The sequence below is a fragment of the Methylocystis sp. sgz306128 genome, assembly GCF_056032725.1.
In genome coordinates this window covers 619833-638892 of sequence record NZ_JBVYWO010000001.1, presented here as the reverse complement: position 1 = coordinate 638892, position 19060 = coordinate 619833, and the positions used below count along the sequence as shown (strand labels likewise).

General features: G+C 58.7%; 18 protein-coding genes and 1 tRNA gene. 8 read left to right on the top strand and 11 right to left on the bottom strand.

Features of this window, described 5'->3' with window-relative positions; all coding sequences use genetic code 11:
- Window positions 1–62 precede the first annotated feature (62 nt).
- The 4 genes from clpX to AC0N03_RS03045 form a co-directional block, all read right to left on the bottom strand.
- A complete protein-coding gene (gene clpX / locus AC0N03_RS03060; protein WP_474286986.1) occupies window positions 63–1325 on the bottom strand; it encodes an ATP-dependent Clp protease ATP-binding subunit ClpX in 1263 nt (420 codons plus the stop codon).
- 170 nt (window positions 1326–1495) lie between these two features.
- Entirely contained in the window at window positions 1496–2128 is a 633-nt protein-coding gene (locus tag AC0N03_RS03055; RefSeq protein WP_474286985.1) for an ATP-dependent Clp protease proteolytic subunit, read from the bottom strand.
- A gap of 133 nt (window positions 2129–2261) precedes the next feature.
- A complete protein-coding gene (gene tig, locus AC0N03_RS03050; protein WP_474286984.1) occupies window positions 2262–3686 on the bottom strand; it encodes a trigger factor in 1425 nt (474 codons plus the stop codon).
- 73 nt (window positions 3687–3759) lie between these two features.
- A tRNA-Leu gene (locus tag AC0N03_RS03045) sits at window positions 3760–3844 on the bottom strand.
- 178 nt (window positions 3845–4022) lie between these two features.
- Between AC0N03_RS03045 and AC0N03_RS03040 the strand changes: the two genes are divergently transcribed.
- The 3 genes from AC0N03_RS03040 to glnA all read left to right on the top strand — a co-directional run bounded on the left by AC0N03_RS03040 (window position 4023) and on the right by glnA (window position 7284).
- Window positions 4023–5240, top strand: a complete 1218-nt coding sequence (locus tag AC0N03_RS03040; protein ID WP_474286983.1) for a multicopper oxidase family protein — start codon at window positions 4023–4025, stop codon at window positions 5238–5240.
- Between the two features lie 238 nt (window positions 5241–5478).
- On the top strand, window positions 5479–5817 hold the full coding sequence (locus AC0N03_RS03035; protein ID WP_474286982.1) for a P-II family nitrogen regulator: 339 nt from the start codon (window positions 5479–5481) through the stop codon (window positions 5815–5817).
- A 57-nt stretch (window positions 5818–5874) separates the two neighbouring features.
- A complete protein-coding gene (glnA, locus tag AC0N03_RS03030) occupies window positions 5875–7284 on the top strand; it encodes a type I glutamate--ammonia ligase (protein WP_474286981.1) in 1410 nt (469 codons plus the stop codon).
- A gap of 120 nt (window positions 7285–7404) precedes the next feature.
- Here the strand turns inward: glnA and trhO are convergent, their stop codons facing one another.
- Window positions 7405–8322, bottom strand: a complete 918-nt coding sequence (gene trhO / locus AC0N03_RS03025) for an oxygen-dependent tRNA uridine(34) hydroxylase TrhO (RefSeq protein ID WP_474287218.1) — start codon at window positions 8320–8322, stop codon at window positions 7405–7407.
- Window positions 8323–8426: 104 nt separating this feature from the next.
- On the opposite strand from trhO, the gene AC0N03_RS03020 reads away from it, so the two are divergent.
- On the top strand, window positions 8427–9680 hold the full coding sequence (locus AC0N03_RS03020; RefSeq protein ID WP_474286980.1) for a DUF2252 family protein: 1254 nt from the start codon (window positions 8427–8429) through the stop codon (window positions 9678–9680).
- On the opposite strand, the gene AC0N03_RS03015 is transcribed toward AC0N03_RS03020, so the two are convergent.
- Window positions 9681–9953: a hypothetical protein gene (locus AC0N03_RS03015; protein ID WP_474286979.1), complete on the bottom strand. Its 273-nt coding sequence runs from the start codon at window positions 9951–9953 to the stop codon at window positions 9681–9683.
- An 82-nt stretch (window positions 9954–10035) separates the two neighbouring features.
- On the opposite strand from AC0N03_RS03015, the gene parE reads away from it, so the two are divergent.
- The 4 genes from parE (at window position 10036) to AC0N03_RS02995 (ending at window position 14812) form a co-directional block, all read left to right on the top strand.
- Window positions 10036–12105, top strand: coding sequence for a DNA topoisomerase IV subunit B (gene parE / locus AC0N03_RS03010; protein ID WP_474286978.1), 2070 nt, complete (start codon window positions 10036–10038; stop codon window positions 12103–12105).
- 102 nt (window positions 12106–12207) lie between these two features.
- Window positions 12208–12738 carry a cytochrome b gene (locus tag AC0N03_RS03005; RefSeq protein WP_474286977.1) on the top strand — a complete coding sequence of 177 codons (531 nt, stop codon included), beginning with the start codon at window positions 12208–12210 and terminating at the stop codon, window positions 12736–12738.
- An 82-nt stretch (window positions 12739–12820) separates the two neighbouring features.
- A complete protein-coding gene (locus AC0N03_RS03000) occupies window positions 12821–13120 on the top strand; it encodes a hypothetical protein (RefSeq protein ID WP_474286976.1) in 300 nt (99 codons plus the stop codon).
- Window positions 13121–13378: 258 nt separating this feature from the next.
- Window positions 13379–14812, top strand: a complete 1434-nt coding sequence (locus AC0N03_RS02995) for a DEAD/DEAH box helicase (protein ID WP_474286975.1) — start codon at window positions 13379–13381, stop codon at window positions 14810–14812.
- 46 nt (window positions 14813–14858) lie between these two features.
- Here AC0N03_RS02995 and AC0N03_RS02990 read toward each other — a convergent pair whose 3' ends face one another.
- The 5 genes from AC0N03_RS02990 to sufC all read right to left on the bottom strand — a co-directional run bounded on the left by AC0N03_RS02990 (window position 14859) and on the right by sufC (window position 18961).
- A complete protein-coding gene (locus AC0N03_RS02990; protein ID WP_474286974.1) occupies window positions 14859–15242 on the bottom strand; it encodes a HesB/IscA family protein in 384 nt (127 codons plus the stop codon).
- A gap of 96 nt (window positions 15243–15338) precedes the next feature.
- Window positions 15339–15671, bottom strand: coding sequence for an SUF system Fe-S cluster assembly protein (locus tag AC0N03_RS02985; RefSeq protein ID WP_474287217.1), 333 nt, complete (start codon window positions 15669–15671; stop codon window positions 15339–15341).
- Between the two features lie 67 nt (window positions 15672–15738).
- Window positions 15739–16911, bottom strand: coding sequence for a cysteine desulfurase (locus tag AC0N03_RS02980; RefSeq protein ID WP_474287216.1), 1173 nt, complete (start codon window positions 16909–16911; stop codon window positions 15739–15741).
- Between the two features lie 56 nt (window positions 16912–16967).
- A complete protein-coding gene (gene sufD, locus AC0N03_RS02975; RefSeq protein ID WP_474286973.1) occupies window positions 16968–18212 on the bottom strand; it encodes a Fe-S cluster assembly protein SufD in 1245 nt (414 codons plus the stop codon).
- Entirely contained in the window at window positions 18212–18961 is a 750-nt protein-coding gene (gene sufC, locus AC0N03_RS02970; protein WP_474286972.1) for a Fe-S cluster assembly ATPase SufC, read from the bottom strand. Before sufC ends, sufD begins: the two co-directional genes overlap by 1 nt.
- Between the last annotated feature and the right edge of the window lie 99 nt (window positions 18962–19060).

The window sequence follows — 19060 nt, the reverse complement described above, 5'->3', positions numbered from 1 at the left end:
TTATGCGTTCATGCCGAAAAACAGAAAAAGGGCCCCGACGGGGCCCTTGACTGCGAATCAGATCAGGCGCTGGCGCCAGCCTTCTCCCGGTCATCGTAGATGTAGAGCGGATGCGCCTTGCCCTCGACCACCTCCGGGCCGATGACAACCTGGCTGACACCTTCCAGCCCCGGCAGCTCGTACATTGTATCGAGCAGGATGCCTTCCATGATGGAGCGCAGCCCGCGCGCGCCGGTGCGCCGCTCGATAGCCTTTCGGGCCACGACGCCAAGCGCCTCGTCCTGGAACGTGAGCTGGGTATCTTCCATCTCGAAAAGACGCTGATACTGCTTGACCAGAGCGTTCTTCGGCTCGGTAAGGATCTTTTTCAGAGCTTCCTCGTCGAGATCCTCCAGCGTTGCGATCACCGGCAGACGACCGACAAACTCGGGGATAAGTCCGAATTTCAGCAGGTCCTCCGGCTCAACCTGACGGAAGATTTCGCCCGTGCGGCGATCGTCTGGCGCCTGCACATTGGCCGCGAAGCCGATGCTGGTGCCCTTGCCTCTCGCCGAAATGATGCGTTCCAGCCCGGCAAATGCACCGCCGCAGATGAACAGGATGTTCGTCGTATCCACCTGCAGGAATTCCTGCTGCGGATGCTTGCGCCCACCCTGCGGCGGCACGGAAGCAACCGTGCCTTCCATGATCTTGAGCAGGGCCTGCTGCACGCCTTCACCCGAAACGTCACGCGTGATCGACGGATTATCCGACTTGCGGCTGATCTTGTCGATTTCGTCGATGTAGACAATGCCGCGCTGCGCACGCTCGACATTGTAATCCGAGGCCTGCAACAGCTTGAGAATGATATTCTCGACATCCTCGCCGACATAGCCGGCCTCAGTGAGGGTCGTGGCATCGGCCATGGTGAACGGCACATCAAGGATGCGGGCCAGCGTCTGCGCAAGCAGCGTCTTGCCTGAACCCGTCGGCCCGATCAGCAGGATATTCGACTTGTTCAGTTCGATATCGCTGTTCTTGGTGGAGTGGCTGAGCCGCTTGTAATGGTTGTGCACCGCGACCGAGAGCACGCGCTTGGCCTGCGGCTGGCCGATGACATAATCATCGAGCACCTTGCAGATCTCGCGCGGTGTGGGGATGCCGTCCTTGCTCTTGACCAGCGAAGTCTTGTTCTCCTCACGGATAATATCCATGCAGAGTTCGACGCATTCGTCGCAGATGAAAACCGTCGGGCCCGCAATAAGCTTGCGCACCTCATGCTGGCTTTTTCCGCAGAATGAGCAATATAGCGTGTTTTTCGATTCTGAGGCGCCTACTTTGCTCATGATCATCTCCTTCACGCCGACATGTGAACGTCAGACGTTCGTCATTCGACTCTAGTAAACTATAGGCCCGCGCTCCCTAATAAAAGGTAGCGTCGGGCAAATTTGTCAATCCTTGCGGGGACTGCCCCGCGACGGACCGTCTCTTCAATTCGTCGGCCTGTCCGGCCTGATCACTTCGCCTCGGCTGGCTCATCCGAACGGCTGGTGACAACATCGTCAATAATGCCAAAGGCCTTCGACTCTTCCGCCGACATGAAATGGTCTCGGTCGAGTGTACGCTCAATCGTGTCATAATCGCGACCGGTATGCCGCACATAAATATCATTCAGGCGTTTCTTCACCTTCATGATGTCCTCGGCATGGCGCTGGATGTCCGACGCCTGCCCCTGGAAGCCGCCTGAGGGCTGGTGCAGCATCACGCGGGCGTTCGGCAGCGCGAAACGAAGGCCGGCTTCGCCAGCTGTCAGCAGAAGCGAGCCCATCGAGGCGGCCTGTCCGAGGCACAGGGTCGAGACTTTCGGCCGGATGAACTGCATCGTGTCGTAAATGGACAGGCCCGAGGTCACCACGCCACCCGGCGAGTTGATGTACATGGCAATTTCCTTTTTCGGATTTTCCGATTCAAGGAACAGAAGCTGGGCCACGATCACCGAGGCCATATTGTCTTCAACCGGGCCGGTGACAAATACGATGCGCTCGCGCAGAAGGCGCGAATAAATATCGAACGAACGCTCGCCACGGTTGGATTGCTCGACCACCATCGGCACGAGATAGTTGTTATACACATCAATTGGATCGCGCATCGTCTCATCTCTTAATGCAAAAGGTCTGGGCGGAATCACCCGTCCAGACCATAGATAGTCATCAGTTACGTTTTAGCAAAGAGCATCACCCGAACTTTATGCGCCCGAGGCTCGCGCGAAGCTTGCGTCCCGCTCATTCAGCGGTCTTTTCGGCCTCAGCCTTCTTCTTGCGTGCCTTGGGAGCCGGCTTTTCCTTGACGGGCTCGGCTTCCTCTTCCTCGGTCTTGAACAATTCGGCGCGGCTCACCTTCACTTCGGTTACCTTGGCCAGCGAGATGATGTGATCGACCACCTTCTCCTCGAACAGCGGCGCGCGGATCTCGGCGAGACGCTCCGGGTTCTGACGGTAGAAATCCCAGACCTGCTTTTCCTGACCGGGGTACTGGCGGGCGCGGGCAACCAGCGCCTGCCCGACTTCCTCGTCGGACACCTTCACCGCTGCCTTGTCACCCACTTCGGCCAGCAGAAGGCCAAGGCGCACGCGGCGCTCGGCGATCTTGCGATATTCGGCGCGGGCCTCTTCTTCCGTGGTGTCCTCGTCGGCGAAGGTCCGTCCGGACGACTTCTGCTCTGCTTCGACCTGACGCCAGATATTGGCAAATTCCTGCTCCACAAGGCCTTCCGGCAGCGCGAAGGAGTAACGCTTGTCAAGCGCGTCCAGCAAGGCGCGCTTCAGCTTCTCGCGGGCCGTGCCGCTGAACTGGCTCAGCAGATTGGCTTCGACGGCTTCCTTCATCTTGGCAAGATCTTCAAAGCCGAAACCCTTGGCGAAAGCATCATCGATGAGGAATTCGTCCGGCTTGGCGATAACCTTGGCGGTGACGTCGAATTCCGCATCCTGTCCGGCGAGGCGCGGCTCAAGATAATTTGTCGGGAACTTGACCGAAACCTTGCGGTTTTCGCCAGCCTTGATCCCGACAAGCTGATCCTCGAAGCCCGGGATGAAGGTGTTGGAGCCGAGAACCACGTCGACATCGGTGCCGGCGCCGCCCTCGAAAGCCTCGCCATTCATGGTGCCGACAAAATCGATGGTCACGCGTTCGCCCTTGGCGGCCTTGTGCTTTGCATTGTCGATCGCGGTGAAGGTACGGCCCTGCAGGGCCATGCGCTCCAGCGTCTCCTGAATATCGGCTTCGGTGATGTCGACCACCTGACGGGTCAGTTCGATATCGCCGAAAGCACCAACCTCGAAGGTCGGCAGGCTTTCCAGCGCCACGGAATAGGCAAGGTCGCCTTCGCCGGCGATCACCTTCTCGATTTCAGCCTGATCGGCCGGGAAATTCACCTTGGGCTCCAGAGCAAGACGCAGACCCTTGTCGGCGATGATCTTCTGGTTGGCCTCGTTAACGGCGTTCTGGAGCACGTCGGCCATGATGGAACGGCCATAGACACGCTTGATGTGGCTCGTCGGCACCTTGCCGGGACGGAAGCCATTGATCTTGACCTTGCTTTTCAGATCGGCAAGTTCGGCGTCCAGCTTGGCCGAAAGATCGGCCATCGGGAGCACCACTTTGAACTCGTGCTTGAGGCCTTCGCTCAGAATTTCGGTCACCTGCATTTTTGATCGCCTTCTATAATCGCATATCCTGCTTAAAACTGTCTCTTGACGTTTCCTCTTTCACGGGAAACTCTGGTGCGGGCGGAGGGAGTCGAACCCCCACGGTTTGCACCGCTGGAACCTAAATCCAGTGCGTCTACCAGTTCCGCCACGCCCGCAACGCAAGTCCCCGCGTCGGGGACTCCGTCGCATTGGGTGGCGTTCTATAGCAATGGACGAAACATTATGCAGCAAAAAAGTTTGCACCTGACACTCTTCTTTATCTGATGCAATATCGCAGCACGATAGACATCGGAATTGCACAATGATTTTAAGCGGCTCACGATACCCCCAGAAATGACTCATTCGAGAAGAGATTTTCTGCATCTGCCGCTGGCCGCGATTCTGATTCCGGCAGCCGGGCGTGCTTTGGCCCAGTCCGGACCACGCGCGCTGACGCTCAGAGCCGCGAGCGGCGCGCCGCTCGATCTGCCGGATAACAGGCAAATGATCCCTCTGATCTATGAAGGCCAGGCTGCGCCGCAGATCTTGCGCGCCAGACGCGGCGAGACGCTCGAACTGCAATTCGTCAATGATCTCAACCAAAGCACCTCCCTGATCATGCAGGGGCATCATCAACCTGTTCCCGAGAATTTCGCCTATCTTGCGCCAAAGTCGCAGACGGCAGCGCTGTTTACCCTGAAGGAAAGCGGAACGCTCTGGCTGCATCCGCAGGAGGCGGATCAGATACAGCAGGGTCTTGGCACCCTGCTCGTCGTCGAAGACGACCAGCCGCCTTCTGTCGATCTTGACCTTCCATTGCTGGTTCAGGATTGGTCCTCCGACGACGACAAGCCTGTTCTGACGGTGAACGGCCGGTCGCCGGGTGCGCAAACCCATTTGCCGCCGGGTGCGCGGATTCGGCTGCGTCTAGTCAACGCCACGGTTTCGCGCAGTTTCATGCTGCAATTTTCCAGTGCTGCACCGGTTGTCATCGCCATAGACAGCGTGCCGAGCGAAAAATTTCGCCCCGTAAACGATGCGGTTCCGTTCATTCCGGGCGCCCGCTTTGAAATAATGTTCGATCTTGGCGCGACACCCGCCGAAATTCACCTGCACGACGGCACGAGCGACATAGTTATGCAGCGGTTCGTGCCCGATGGCGCGCCTGTTTCCCCCCGCGCCGCCATAAACGCCCTGCCCGCGAGCCCCGTCCTGCCGCAAAATATCCGTCTTGAGGATGCGCTGCGCTTCACGGTCGCGTTTGGCACGGAGACAGATCATTCCGAATTAAATCTGGAGCGTGGCCGGCCAGCGACGATTGCTCTTGTCAACGACAAAAGCGCGCCGCTGTCCCTGATGTTTATCGGGTTGGCCTGCCGCGTGCTTCACGCGCTCGACGATGGCTGGGAACCCTATTGGCGCGACAGCCTGCTGCTGGCGCCGGGGCAAACGCTGCATGTCGCCCTGCGACCGGATGAATCGGGCGCCTATGCACTGATAGTCCGGCCTCTGGAACATGATGCAAGGGGCGAGAGGGTGGCGTTGCTGGTCAGCGAGCCTGCCGGTAAATAAGGCATCATCGCAATGCAAACGTCGGACGCCTAAAAAGTAAACGATACCCAATTGGCGCTGATGCCTATTATTTAATCAAATTGCATAAAAATTAAACAGACTTCGGTCAAAATTTGGCTAAAACACATTATTTCATCATGATAAATCGACTTGGCGCGTTGGCATGGGGAATGCTAAGAGAGCGTCACGGTTCGAGCGGTGAATGTTCCCGCCGAAGCAGCCAGGGATGCGCGCGAAGATGAAAAAAATCGAAGCGATCATTAAGCCTTTCAAGCTCGATGAGGTGAAAGAGGCTCTGCAGGACGCAGGTTTGCAGGGCATCACGGTTATCGAAGCCAAGGGATTTGGTCGCCAGAAGGGCCATACAGAGCTGTATCGCGGTGCTGAATATGTCGTCGACTTTCTCCCGAAGGTGAAGATCGAGGTCGTTATCGCCGACGAGCATGTCGAACGCGCCATTGAGGCCATCAAGAAAGCCGCCCAGACGGGCCGGATCGGCGATGGCAAGATTTTTGTATCATCCATTGAGAACGCCATTCGCATCCGCACTGGCGAAACGGGCAACGACGCGATCTAAATCGCATTCGTTCTTACTAACGTCTCCCTTCAAGAGACTGATCAGAGAGGCATGAAAATGAAGACCGCTAAGGACGTGCTTAAGTTTATTAAAGACAATGATGTGAAATATGTTGACCTGCGCTTCACCGATCCGCGCGGCAAATGGCAGCACGTCACCTTCGACCAGACCCTGGTCGACGAGGAGATGTTCGCCGAAGGCACAATGTTTGACGGCTCCTCGATTGCGGGCTGGAAGGCCATCAATGAATCCGACATGACCCTGATGCCGGATCCGACCACTGCCTGCATGGACCCGTTCTTCGCGGCCTCCACCCTCGTGATCACCTGCGACGTGCTTGAGCCGGCAACCGGCGAGCCCTACTCGCGCGATCCGCGCGGCATCGCCAAGAAGGCCGAAGCCTTCCTCAAGTCGACCGGCATCGGCGACACCGTTTATGTTGGCCCGGAAGCTGAGTTCTTCGTGTTCGACGACGTGCGCTTCAAGTCCGACCCGTACAACACCGGCTTCAAGCTCGACTCGGTTGAGCTGCCCACCAACATGGATACGGAATATGAAGGCGGCAATCTCGGCCACCGCATCCGCACCAAGGGCGGTTATTTCCCGGTTCCTCCGATGGATTCGGCTCAGGACATGCGCGGCGAGATGCTGGCCTCTATGGCAGCCATGGGCGCCGTTGTCGAAAAGCACCACCACGAAGTGGCTTCCGCCCAGCATGAGCTTGGCCTCAAGTTCGGCACACTGACCACCATGGCCGACCACCTGCAGATCTACAAGTACTGCATCCATCAGGTCGCCAATTCCTACGGCAAGACCGCAACCTTCATGCCGAAGCCCATCTTCGGCGATAACGGCTCGGGCATGCACGTCCACCAGTCCATCTGGAAGGCCGGCAAGCCGCTCTTCGCCGGCAACAAATATGCCGATCTTTCCCAGGAATGCCTGTGGTACATCGGCGGCGTGATCAAGCATGCCAAGGCGCTGAACGCTTTCACCAACCCGTCGACCAACTCCTACAAGCGTCTGGTTCCGGGCTATGAGGCACCGGTGCTGCTGGCCTATTCGGCCCGCAACCGTTCGGCTTCCTGCCGTATTCCCTACACCTCCAACCCGAAAGCCAAGCGCGTTGAAGTTCGCTTCCCCGATCCGGTGGCGAACCCCTATCTCGCCTTCGCCTCGCTGCTCATGGCCGGCCTCGACGGCATCATGAACAAGATCGATCCGGGCGCAGCCATGGACAAGGATCTCTACGATCTCCCGCCGAAGGAGCTCAAGAAGATCCCGACCGTTTGCGGCTCGCTGCGTGAAGCTCTCGCAAGCCTCGACAAGGATCGCACCTTCCTCAAGGCTGGCGGCGTGTTCAACGACGACTTCATCGACAGCTACATCGAGCTGAAGATGACCGAAGTCATGCGTTTCGAAATGACCCCGCATCCGGTTGAATATGACATGTACTATTCCTGCTGATCAGCAGAACCAATTCAGGAAAGGCGGCCTCCGGGCCGCCTTTTTTTATGCGCACGCGGTGTCGCCGATTTCACCCCTCATCGCAACCCGCTCCCGAGGGAGACGGTGCTCTGGCGGGTATCAGCCCTGCGCGGGCCCCAGATGCATCGTGCCGCGTTTTTCGGCGAGCTTGACCTGCATGTGACGCTCGCGCGCCGATGCTTTCTGTGCCGGGGTCAGCAATCCGGCGCAATGGGGACAGGAAACGCCGTCCTCGTAATCGGGCGAGGCCAGATCCTCGGCCTCAAGCGGCGCGCGGCAGCCATAGCACACTGCCAGATTGAGCGGCGTCAGGCCGTGCCCCACTGCGACTCGCTGATCGAAGACGAAACAGCCGCCATCCCACAGACTCTCCTCCTGCGGGATTTTTTCGAGATATTTCAATATGCCGCCCTTGAGGTGATACACTTCGGGAAAGCCCTCCTGCAGCATGAAGCTGGTGGCCTTCTCGCAGCGGATGCCGCCGGTGCAGAACATGGCAATCTTCGTATTGGCCTTTGGGTCGAGATGCGCGCGCACAAAAGCCGGAAATTCGCCAAAACTCTTCGTCTTCGGGTCCAGCGCGCCACGGAACGTGCCGACACGCACCTCAAAATCATTGCGTGTGTCGATCAGCAGCACATCCGGCCGGGAAATGAGTTCGTTCCAGTTTTCCGGTTCGACATAGGTACCGACGCGCGCTAGCGGATCGACGCTCTTGTCGCCGATGGTGACGATCTCCTTCTTGAGGCGCACCTTCATGCGCAGAAACGGCATGGATTCTGCCCACGATCTTTTATGCTCCAGTTCGGCGAGGCCGGGAATGGCGCGCAGGTAAGCCAGCACATTGGACAATCCTTCAGGCGATCCGGCCAATGTGCCGTTCACGCCCTCGTCGGCGAGAAGCAGAATGCCCCTGACCCCCTCGGCTTCGCATATGGCCTGCACGGGATCGCGCAATTGGGTAAATTGCGGCAATCTGGCAAAATGATAAAAGGCTGCAACTTCAACACGTGACATGATAAGACCGAAATTCGAACGACAGCTTGCTGTCTTGACCATGACGCGCTTCATACGCAAATTCGCAGTCTATCGCCAGTGTTTTACAGCCAGCGGGGGCCTTGATGCCTGAAGAACCAAGCAAGACGGCGCTAGACAATGCCGTTTCCGCTATTGCAGCCTTCAATATGGGCCGCGACCTGCGTGTGCTGGCGCGCAAATATCAGATGATGGGCGCCTCGCGCTTTGCCTTCTTCCGGGCGACGGCGCATCTGTTTTATGCCCATGCCCTCCGCATGAATTTACCCGCCTCTCCGGCAGGCTGGATCTGCGGCGACCTGCATATCGAGAACTTTGGCGTGTACAAGAGCGACAGCCGTCTTGCCTATTTCGATGTCAATGATTTCGATGAAGCCTGTTTCGGCCCACTGAGTGCCGATCTGGTGCGTTTTGGCGCTTCGATCCTGATCAGTTGTGCCGACCTTGGCGTGGATGCCAATGAATCCAACGAACTGGCGATGAATGCGTTCAATGCCTATCTGCGCATCCTGCAAAATGAAAAGCCGATCTGGTCCGAAGAGGAACTGGCCAGCGGCGCCATAAAGGCCCTGTTCGAGCAGGTAGCCAAACGCAAGCGCACCGCGTTCCTGAACGAGCGCACCAGCGTCAGAAAGCAGATGCGCCATTTCATCACCGATGGCAGGCGATATTTCCCGCATGAGCCCTATGACGAGAAGCGTCTCGGCATCACCAAGGCGCTGGCCAGCCTGCCGCATCGCAACGACGGCTTTTTCGAACTGCGCGATATTGCGTTTCGTGTTGCGGGGCTGGGCAGTCTCGGTTTGCGTCGATATGGCATTCTGGTCAGGGGACGCGGCGATCCCGACAAGAACGCGCTCTTCGACATGAAGGGCGCCGCGCCGTCCTCCGCCGCCGTCCTGATGCCGGAACGCCAGCCCAAATGGGCGACACAGGCCCAGCGTATCGTCACTTTGCAGAAGCGGCTGCAAGCCATGCCGGCCTGCCAGCTCACGGCCCTGCGCATTGGACGGCGCGATTATATCCTGCGCGAATTGCAGCCGACCGAAGACAGGCTGAATCTGACCGCTCTGTCCAAGCACAGAGCCCGGGCGCTCGGCACGCTGAACGAGGCCTTCAGCCATATGGGCGAGATGGCCGCCTCGCTGCACCTGCGCGGCGCCGCCCGGCAAGGCGCGGATGGGCCGGACATTCTGATCAGATTTGGCGCCAAGGCGAGACCCGAGGAATGGCTCGCCGCTTCGGCACAGATGAAAATGCATAATGAAGCTGATTTTGAGGCCTTCAATGCGGCGCTTGCGGCAAATGATCCGCTGCTGGCCGCCACGCTGAAGGAATGATCAGATCAGAAACAGCGTCGTCAATAAACAGGCCGCCAAAAATGGTGCAAAGGAGACGAGACGCTGCACGCGCCAGTGGCGATATTCAGGCGCCATGAACTCCTTCATGCCGGAAAAGGCACAGGCGGTTGCATGGCCCGCCATATCTTCCATGCGCGAAAGCTGCTGCACCTGAAAGTTGATGTTGGATTCATCCTCGCTCATGGTTAAAGCATACTGAACAACAGTTAACTTTTGGCTTAAATCCGGCTGGCGCTTCGCATTTTGGTGCATAATGCATTGAGCGCATTGGCCAAATTGCCCCCCGCGTGGCATAAAGGCGGCAAGCCGAATCACTTATGAGAATTACAGCAGGATGATGGACGAAAACGATCTTTTCGGTAGCGGCATGGACAGCGGCGCAGCAATGCCTGACGCCGCTCCCGGCAAAAGAAGCGAACCGCGCGGCCGCGCAGAGCGGCCCGCAGCCGTGCCTCTCAAAACCGCCGAAAGCTATAATGCCTCCTCCATCGAGGTGCTGGAAGGGCTGGAGCCCGTGCGTCGCCGGCCGGGCATGTATATTGGCGGCACCGACGAAGCCGCCCTGCACCACCTTTTCGCCGAAGTGATCGACAATTCGATGGACGAGGCCGTCGCCAAGCACGCCACCTGGATCGATGTATCGATCGAGCCGGACGACTGGATCAGCATCACCGACAATGGCCGCGGCATTCCCGTCGACCCGCATCCGAAATTTCCGGACAAATCGGCGTTGGAAGTAATCATGACCACGCTGCACGCCGGCGGCAAATTCGACTCTGGCGCCTATCAGACCTCGGGCGGCCTGCATGGCGTCGGCGTGTCTGTGGTCAACGCGCTCTCGACACGCCTTGAGGTGGAGGTGGCGCGCGGCCAGATGCTCTATGCGCAGGCGTTCGAGCGCGGGCATGCCGTCACAACGCTGCAGACCATCGGCAAGGTGCAGAACCGTCGCGGCACCAAGGTGCGCTTCAAGCCAGACCCGCTGATATTTGGCGCAGACGCCCATTTCAAGCCCGAGCGCCTGTTCAAGATGACGCGTTCCAAGGCCTACCTGTTCAGCGGCGTCGAGATCCGCTGGCATTGCAGCCCCGCGCTTCTTGGCGAAAACAGCCCGGTTCCGGCTGAGGCGGTGTTTCACTATCCTGGCGGGCTCAAGGATTATCTCGCCGCGGAAACCGAATCCGCCGATCTGGTCGCCGAAAGCATGTTCACCGGCAAGGTGGAAAAAGCCGCTGGCCACGGTTCCGTGGAATGGGCGCTCTGCTGGCTGGCCGGCGACGACGGCTATGTCCGCTCCTATTGCAACACCATCCCCACGCCTGATGGCGGCACACATGAGGCCGGGCTGCGCCTTGCGTTGCATCGCGGCCTCAAGGACCATGCCGAACGGATCGGACAGGCCAAGCGCTTCGCCAGCGTCACAACCGACGACGTGATGCTGACCTGCGCCGCGATGATCTCGGTGTTCATCCGCGAGCCCGAATTCCAGGGCCAAAATAAGGGCCGCCTGATGACACAGGAGGCCAGCCGCATCGTCGAGAGCACATTGCGCGATGCCTTTGACCATTGGCTGGCGGCAACGCCGTCGCAGGCTGTCAAGCTCATCGATTGGTCGGTCGAGCGCGCCGATGAGCGCCTGCGCCGCCGCGCCGAAAAGGAAGGCATGCGCAAGACCGCAGTGCGCAAGCTCCGCCTGCCCGGCAAGCTGGCCGATTGCTCGAACAATGGCGCTGCTGGTTCAGAGCTTTTCATTGTCGAGGGCGATTCCGCCGGCGGTTCCGCCAAACAGGCGCGCAACCGCGCCACGCAGGCTGTGCTGCCGCTGCGCGGCAAAATTCTCAATGTGGCTTCGGCAACGCGGGACAAACTGGCCGCCAACCAGCAGATCGGCGATCTTGTGCTGGCGCTCGGCTGCGGCACCGGCACCCACTACAAGGAAGCCGACCTGCGCTATGAAAAAATCATCATCATGACGGACGCCGATGTCGACGGGGCGCATATTGCCTCGCTGCTCATCACGTTTTTTTACCGGCAGATGCCGAAGCTCATTGAGCACGGCCATCTCTATCTCGCCGTGCCGCCGCTCTATCGCCTGACGCAGGGCACTAAAACTGTCTATGCCAGAGACGATGCGCATCGGGAAGAACTGATCCGCACCGTTCTCACCGGACGCGGCAAGGTAGAGGTTGGCCGCTTCAAAGGTCTCGGCGAGATGATGGCGCAGCAGCTCAAGGAAACCACCATGGACCCCGCCAAGCGTGCATTGCTGCAGGTGACGCTTGCGCATGTCGACGCCCTGACCACGGCCGATTGCGTAGAGCGCCTCATGGGCAACAAGCCGGAAGCACGGTTTAATTTCATTCAGGAGCGCGCTGCCTTCGCCAAGGAACTCGTCGACATCTGATCCCGGCCTTGCGCCGTCCGCCCCGAGATTACGTATAATTAACGTGATCTTTCACGCGAAATACGTGATGAGGGAGCGGATTTTAAAAAGACGAGATAAAATATGCGCGATCTTGCGGGACACAAATACAGCCGGGTTGCAATTTCATTGCACTGGCTGATGGCGGCGCTGATCATCGCCAATCTGGCCCTGGCCAAAATCAGCGGGCATTTGCCGCGCGATCTGCGCATTCAGTTGATGTACCAGCACAAGGCGCTCGGCACGGTTCTGCTGGTGCTTATTGTTTGGCGCCTGATGTGGAGGCTCACCCATGCAGTGCCGCCATTTCCAAAAAATACTCATAAATTCAATGTGATAATCGCCCATATTGGCCATTGGGCGCTTTATGGCGCAATGATTTTTGTACCGCTGACAGGCTTCCTGAAAGTGCTGGCTCAGGGCCGCGCCCTTGGCCTCTGGCTGTTTGATCTGCAAAGCCCGTTCGTCAATGACGCGGCGATGGCCAAGCTGTTGGGGGAGATGCACAATCTCAGCGGTAATCTGACAATATTTCTTGTTGGCGGGCACATATTAGCGGCGATTTACCACCAATACATTGCCAAAGATAATCTGATCGCACGAATTACTCCCTGATATTTTTTGATCATCAATAAATTTTGACGAAATATTCACTCTGATGAGAAATGCTTCAAACTGTCTTCATCAGGGTGTTCGCATGGCTCCGGTATTCAGATTTCTGGGAAATGAATCGGGATCACTGGTCGAACGCTTTGCTCTGACCGCGTCGGTCATTGCCCTGCTCGGCGTGACGGGTGCCAATCATCTTGCGCGTTCGCTGGACAAGTCCAGAGAAGCCAGACTGGCCGCAGCAGAGCAGACGCAAAATGCGGCAAATGGCAAGAACCCGGATATTCCGCTCTTCGATAATATTGACACCACCGCGACAGCGTCGATCGCGGGCAATGCGCGCCCGCTGATTCTCGATCCGTGCACGGGCCGCATCACACAGCCCTAGGGGGCGACCGCAGCAGCCCCTTTACAATGCCGATGAGGCAAAAATCGCCGAAGGCCGGGCGCCGCCCGATCAAATATTTGACTTCAAAAGTGTTTCGGCCTATCCATCTGGCTGGAACGGTAATGTGCTGCGCGCCCCGCTCCGGCTGTTGTGTTCAATAGGAACAACATGGCTTCCACTCTCAGAGCACCTCAAGACGGTCTCAGCACTTGAGCACTCTGCGGGTTACTCCCGGCGCGCTTCGGAACAAACAATACGATGCTCTTTAGTGAACTTGGACTGAGTGAAAAAGTCCTCCAGGCCGTGACCGCCGCCGGATATACCCAACCGACTCCGATCCAGGAACAGGCCATCCCCTTTGCACTTGCCGGACGCGATGTGCTTGGCATAGCACAAACCGGAACAGGCAAGACCGCAGCCTTCACGCTGCCCATGCTCTCGCGGCTTGAAACAGGGCGCGCCCGCGCCCGTATGCCGCGCACCCTCATTCTTGAGCCGACGCGGGAACTCGCGGCGCAGGTTGAAGAAGCCTTCGTCAAATATGGCGTCAACCACAAGCTTTCCGTGGCCTTGCTCATCGGCGGCGTCTCGTTTGCCGATCAGGAAACCAAGATCATGCGCGGCGCGGATGTTCTGATTGCGACGCCGGGGCGCCTTCTGGATTTTGCCGAACGCGGCAAACTGCTGCTCACCGGCATCGAAATTCTCGTCATCGACGAAGCCGACCGCATGCTCGACATGGGCTTCATCCCGGATATTGAGCGCATCTGCAAACTGGTGCCCTTCACCCGGCAGACCTTGTTCTTCTCGGCCACCATGCCGCCGGAAATCACCCGGCTCACCGAAACCTTCCTGAGCAATCCGGCGCGCGTTGAAGTTGCCAAGGCGTCCAGCACGGCGACAACCATCACGCAGGGGCTGATCCCGACACGCCGCGAGGCCAGCGCCAAGCGCGAGACATTGCGCCGGTTGCTGCGTTCCGCCGCCGATCTCAAGAACGCCATCGTTTTCTGCAACCGCAAGACCGATGTGGCCATCGTCTTCAAATCTCTGCAGAAGCATGGCTTCGCCGTTGGTGCGCTGCATGGCGACATGGACCAGCGCGCACGCATGATTTCGCTCGACGCATTCAAGAACGGCGCTATCGATGTGCTGGTCTGCTCCGATGTGGCGGCGCGCGGTCTCGATATTCCCGATGTGAGCCATGTCTATAATTATGACGTGCCCACCCATCCCGAAGACTACGTCCACCGCATCGGCCGTACCGGCCGCGCCGGACGCCTTGGCACGGCGCTGACGCTGGTCTCGCCGCCCGAACAGAAATATATCGATGCCATTGAAAAGCTGATCGCGCGAAAAATCGATATACTGGAGCCCCTGCCAGCCGAAGACACCGAAACAGAAGCCGCGCCCGAGGAACGGCAGGAACGGCGCAGCCGCAGCCGCTCCGAAAGCCGGCCACCGCGCGCGCCGCGCGAAAGCGAGCGCCGCCAACCGCGCGAAAAGCCGGAGCCCGTGCGGCCCATGCCCGCAGAAAGAGACACAGCCCGCGCCGAGGAGCGGCCTCAACGCGAGCGCCGTCCCTATCGTCAGGAAGATGACGGCCCGCCAGTCGGATTTACCGATCACATCCCTTCGTTCCTGCTGCGCCCGGTAAGGCTCAAAAAGAGCGCGGAATCAGAAAAGGAATAGAGAGCCTCAGCCCTGCCGCACCTGTTGGCGGCGGGCAGGCTTTACATCAGGCCTCAGCACCGGCTTGCGGCATTTGCGCCGGTGTGATGGCCACGCTCTCGCCACAGCCGCAGGCGGACGTCTGATTGGGATTATTGAAGACGAAGCCGCTGGAGAGCTTGCTCGTCTGGAAATCCATCTCTGTGCCGAGCAGGAACAGGATCGCCTTTGGATCAATGAGCAGCTTGACGCCCTTCTCCTCGACCACGTCGTCATGCGGCCCGATGCTCTCGGCCCATTCCATCGAATAGGACATGCCGGCGCAACCGCCATTCTTGACGCCGACACGGAGCCCCAGCACCGGTTTATCGGCCGAGGCCATGATCTCCCTGACACGCGCGGCTGCCGCATCGGTCAGGCTCATGATTTTAAAACGCGAACTGACTGCCATTTTTCAAGCTCCTGTCACTGAGGTTAAAGGCCTCAAGACATTTGAGTCTCTTCAACATAATCATTCACCGCCTGAAAGAAAAGGGCGATGACCTGTTCACCACATATCCAGCGCGACACGCGCTTCATCAGACATGCGGCTCTGATCCCATGGCGGGTCGAAAACCATGTTCACTTTCACGCCTGCGATACCGGGTACGGCGCCAACGGCGGTCTCGACCCAGCCCGGCATTTCGCCCGCTACCGGGCAGGCAGGCGCTGTCAGCGTCATGTCGATGGTGACAAAACGCGAATCGTCGATCTCGACCCGGTAGATCAGCCCGAGTTCGTAAATATCCGCCGGAATTTCCGGATCATAGACCGATTTAAGCGCCGTGACGATGCCGTCGGTCAGTTGATCCATCTCTTCCGGGGTGAGCGTATCGGGCATTTCAACCACCGGACGGTTCGAGGCGAGTTCAGCTTCGGCCTGATCAGTGCTACTCATTTCACTCTCCTCACGCAAACAGGTTCTGCGTTTTCAGCAAGGCATCGGCCAGCGCATCCACTTCCTCGCGCGTATTATAGAGCGCAAAGGACGCACGGCAGGTCGATGTGGCGCCAAAGCGCTCCAGCAATGGCATTGCGCAATGGGTTCCGGCCCGCACGGCCACGCCATAGCGGTCGATAATGGTGGCGACATCATGGGCATGCGCGCCTTTCATCTCGAAAGATACGATCGCGCCTTTGCCCTTTGCCTTTCCGATGATGCGCAGCGTGTTGATCGCACCAAGACGCTGCATCGCGTAGTCCGCCAGCTTGGCTTCATGTGCGTGAATCCTGTCCCGGCCCAGATCCATCATGAAATCCAGCGCCGCGCCGAGGCCGATGGCCTGCACTATAGGCGGCGTGCCGGCTTCAAAGCGGTGCGGCGGCGCGTTATAGGTGACTTCGTCCTTTGTCACCGTGACGATCATCTCGCCGCCGCCGTTGAAGGGCGGCAGCTTTTCCAGCCATTCCTTCTTGCCGTAAAGCACGCCTATGCCGGTGGGACCGTAAAGCTTGTGGCCGGTCATCACGTAAAAATCGGCATCGAGATCCCGCACATCGACATCGCAATGCACGGCACCCTGACTGCCATCAACCAGCACGGGAATGCCGCGCGCATGGGCGATGCGGATCACATCCCTGATTGGCACGATGGTGCCCAGCACGTTCGACATATGGGTCATCGCGACGATCTTGGTGCGCGGGCTCAGTGCCTTCTCGAAGGCATCCAGCGAGAAATTGCCTTCGTCGTCGACATCCACCCATTTCAGTACGGCGCCCTTGCGCTCGCGCAGGAAATGCCAGGGCACGATGTTGGAATGATGCTCCATGATCGAGAGCACGATCTCATCGCCCTCCCCGATATGCTCAAGCCCGAAGCTCGACGCCACCAGATTGATTGACTCGGTTGCGCCCTTGGTGAAGACAATCTCATCGACCGAACCTGCATTCAGGAAACGGCGCACTGATTCGCGCGCCGCCTCAAACGCATCCGTCGCGGCATTAGCGAGATAATGCAGGCCCCGGTGCACATTTGCATATTCTGACGTGTAGGCCTGATTGAGCCGGTCGAGCACGGCCTTCGGCTTCTGCGCAGAAGCGGCATTGTCCAGATAAACCAGTTTCTTGCCATAGACCTCCATACCCAGAATCGGGAATTGCGCCCGCACGGCATCAAGATCTAATGGCAGGGTCTTGTTCACTTCACACCTCCGGACCGGCCGGCAAGCCAGCCATGCACACGCGCCGTCAGTTCGGCGCGCAACGCCTCGTTGCCAATGGCTTCCAGCGCGTCCACCGCAAAAGCCTCAATCAGCAGGCTTTCAGCTTCAGCCTTGGGCAAGCCACGCGCCATCAGATAGAACATCTGATCTTCATCAAGCTGGCCAACTGTCGCACCATGGCCGCAGACGACATCATCGGCAAAAATTTCCAGCTCCGGCTTGTTGCTCATGCTGGCGCCTTCCGAAAGCGTCAGCGTGTTGCTTTTCATCACGCCGTCGGTTTTCTGGGCATGGGGCTGAACGACGATCTTGCCCTGAAACACGCCCTTGGCCTCGCCATCAAGAATGTGCTTGAACAATTCCCGGCTTACGCAATGCGGCGCGGCATGTTCGACAACCAGAGTCGTATCGGCATGCTGTGTGCCCTTGAGCAAAGAGACGCCGCGCAGACCGGCGCTCGCATATTCCCCATTGAACCGCACGAATGCCTGCCGGCGCACCAGAGCGCCGTCCGCGAGAAAGCCAAAACTGTTAAGCACCGATTTCTCATGCAGGTCGGCGGTGAAAGAAGCGACATGCTGGTCAGCATTGCCATGCAGCGACACCAGTTCCACCTCGGCTGAATCGCCCACAACCACATGCAGCAGGCTGTTGACCTGCCCGGCGCTGGCCTGCGTTTCCTCAATCACGGCCAGTTTCGCGCCTGCCCCAACCTCAACCACAACACGTGTATGCATCGCGGCATTGCGCGACAATTTTGAAACAATATGCAGAGGCGCATCCAGCTGGGTGCCAGAAGCGACGGTAATTTTCACTGTCTCGCGGGCAAAGGCGGTGTTGAGCGCGACAAGATTGTCGCTGCTGCCCAGCTCCGAACCCGCAACCGGCTGGATGTCGACAGCTACGCCCGCTGGCAGGCCGGACGATCCGGCGAAGAAACCGTCAAGGAGCATGATGCTGGCAGGCTGTGCGCCATCCAGAGCAGCCGCGAGCGCTGCAGCATCCGGCCGGGCTGCAGGCGCAAGCGCCGCGCCCATGAGACGGCGCAGGTCCGTGTAATGCCAGCTCTCGACGCGTCTGTGCGGAAGGCCGCTGGCTTCAAATTGCTGGAATGCGGCGGTGCGTACCGGCAGATCGGCCGGCGCCTGCGCCTTCAGCGCTTCAAATTGCGCGATCAGCTGCGTTTCCGCATCCGTGCGCAGAGGGGCGATTGTAGTCATCAGGCTGCCTCGCCGACATAATCGCGGTAACCGTTCTTTTCGAGTTCCAGCGCCAGTTCCGGCCCGCCGGATTTGACGATTTCGCCCTTGGACATCACATGCACCGTGTCCGGCACGATGTGATCGAGCAGACGCTGATAATGGGTGATGACGAGAAAGCCGCGATCCTTCGAGCGCAGGGCATTCACGCCGTCGGCGACAACGCGCAGCGCATCGATATCAAGGCCGGAATCCGTCTCGTCGAGAATGGCAAATTTCGGAGCCAGCAACGCCATCTGCAGGATTTCCATGCGCTTCTTCTCACCGCCGGAAAAGCCGACATTGAGCGGACGCTTGAGCATATCCTGATTGATGCCGAGCCGGGCCGAAGCTTCGCGCACGGCGCGCATGAAATCGGGCGTCGAAAGCGCTGCCTCGCCGCGCGCCTTGCGCTGGGCGTTCATGGCGGCCTTCAGGAAGGTCATGGTTGCAACGCCCGGAATTTCCAGCGGATACTGGAACGCCAGAAACAAACCGGCGGCTGCCCGCTCATGCGGCTCAAGTTCCAGAATATTGACGCCGTTGAGCCAGACTTCGCCCTCGGTTACCTCATAGTCCTCGCGCCCTGCGATGACATAGGACAGCGTCGACTTGCCTGAGCCGTTCGGCCCCATTATCGCGGCCACTTCCCCCGCCCTGACGGACAGGTTGAGGCCATTGAGGATTTTCTTGCCGTCGATTTCGACATGGAGATTTTTTACTTCGAGCATTTTAGGGTCTTTCTTTATCTTTTTCAGAGCCGTCATGGCCGGTTTTGGGGTCAAGCCCAAGGATGATCCGGCCATCCACAAATAATGAAAGCGTGAATA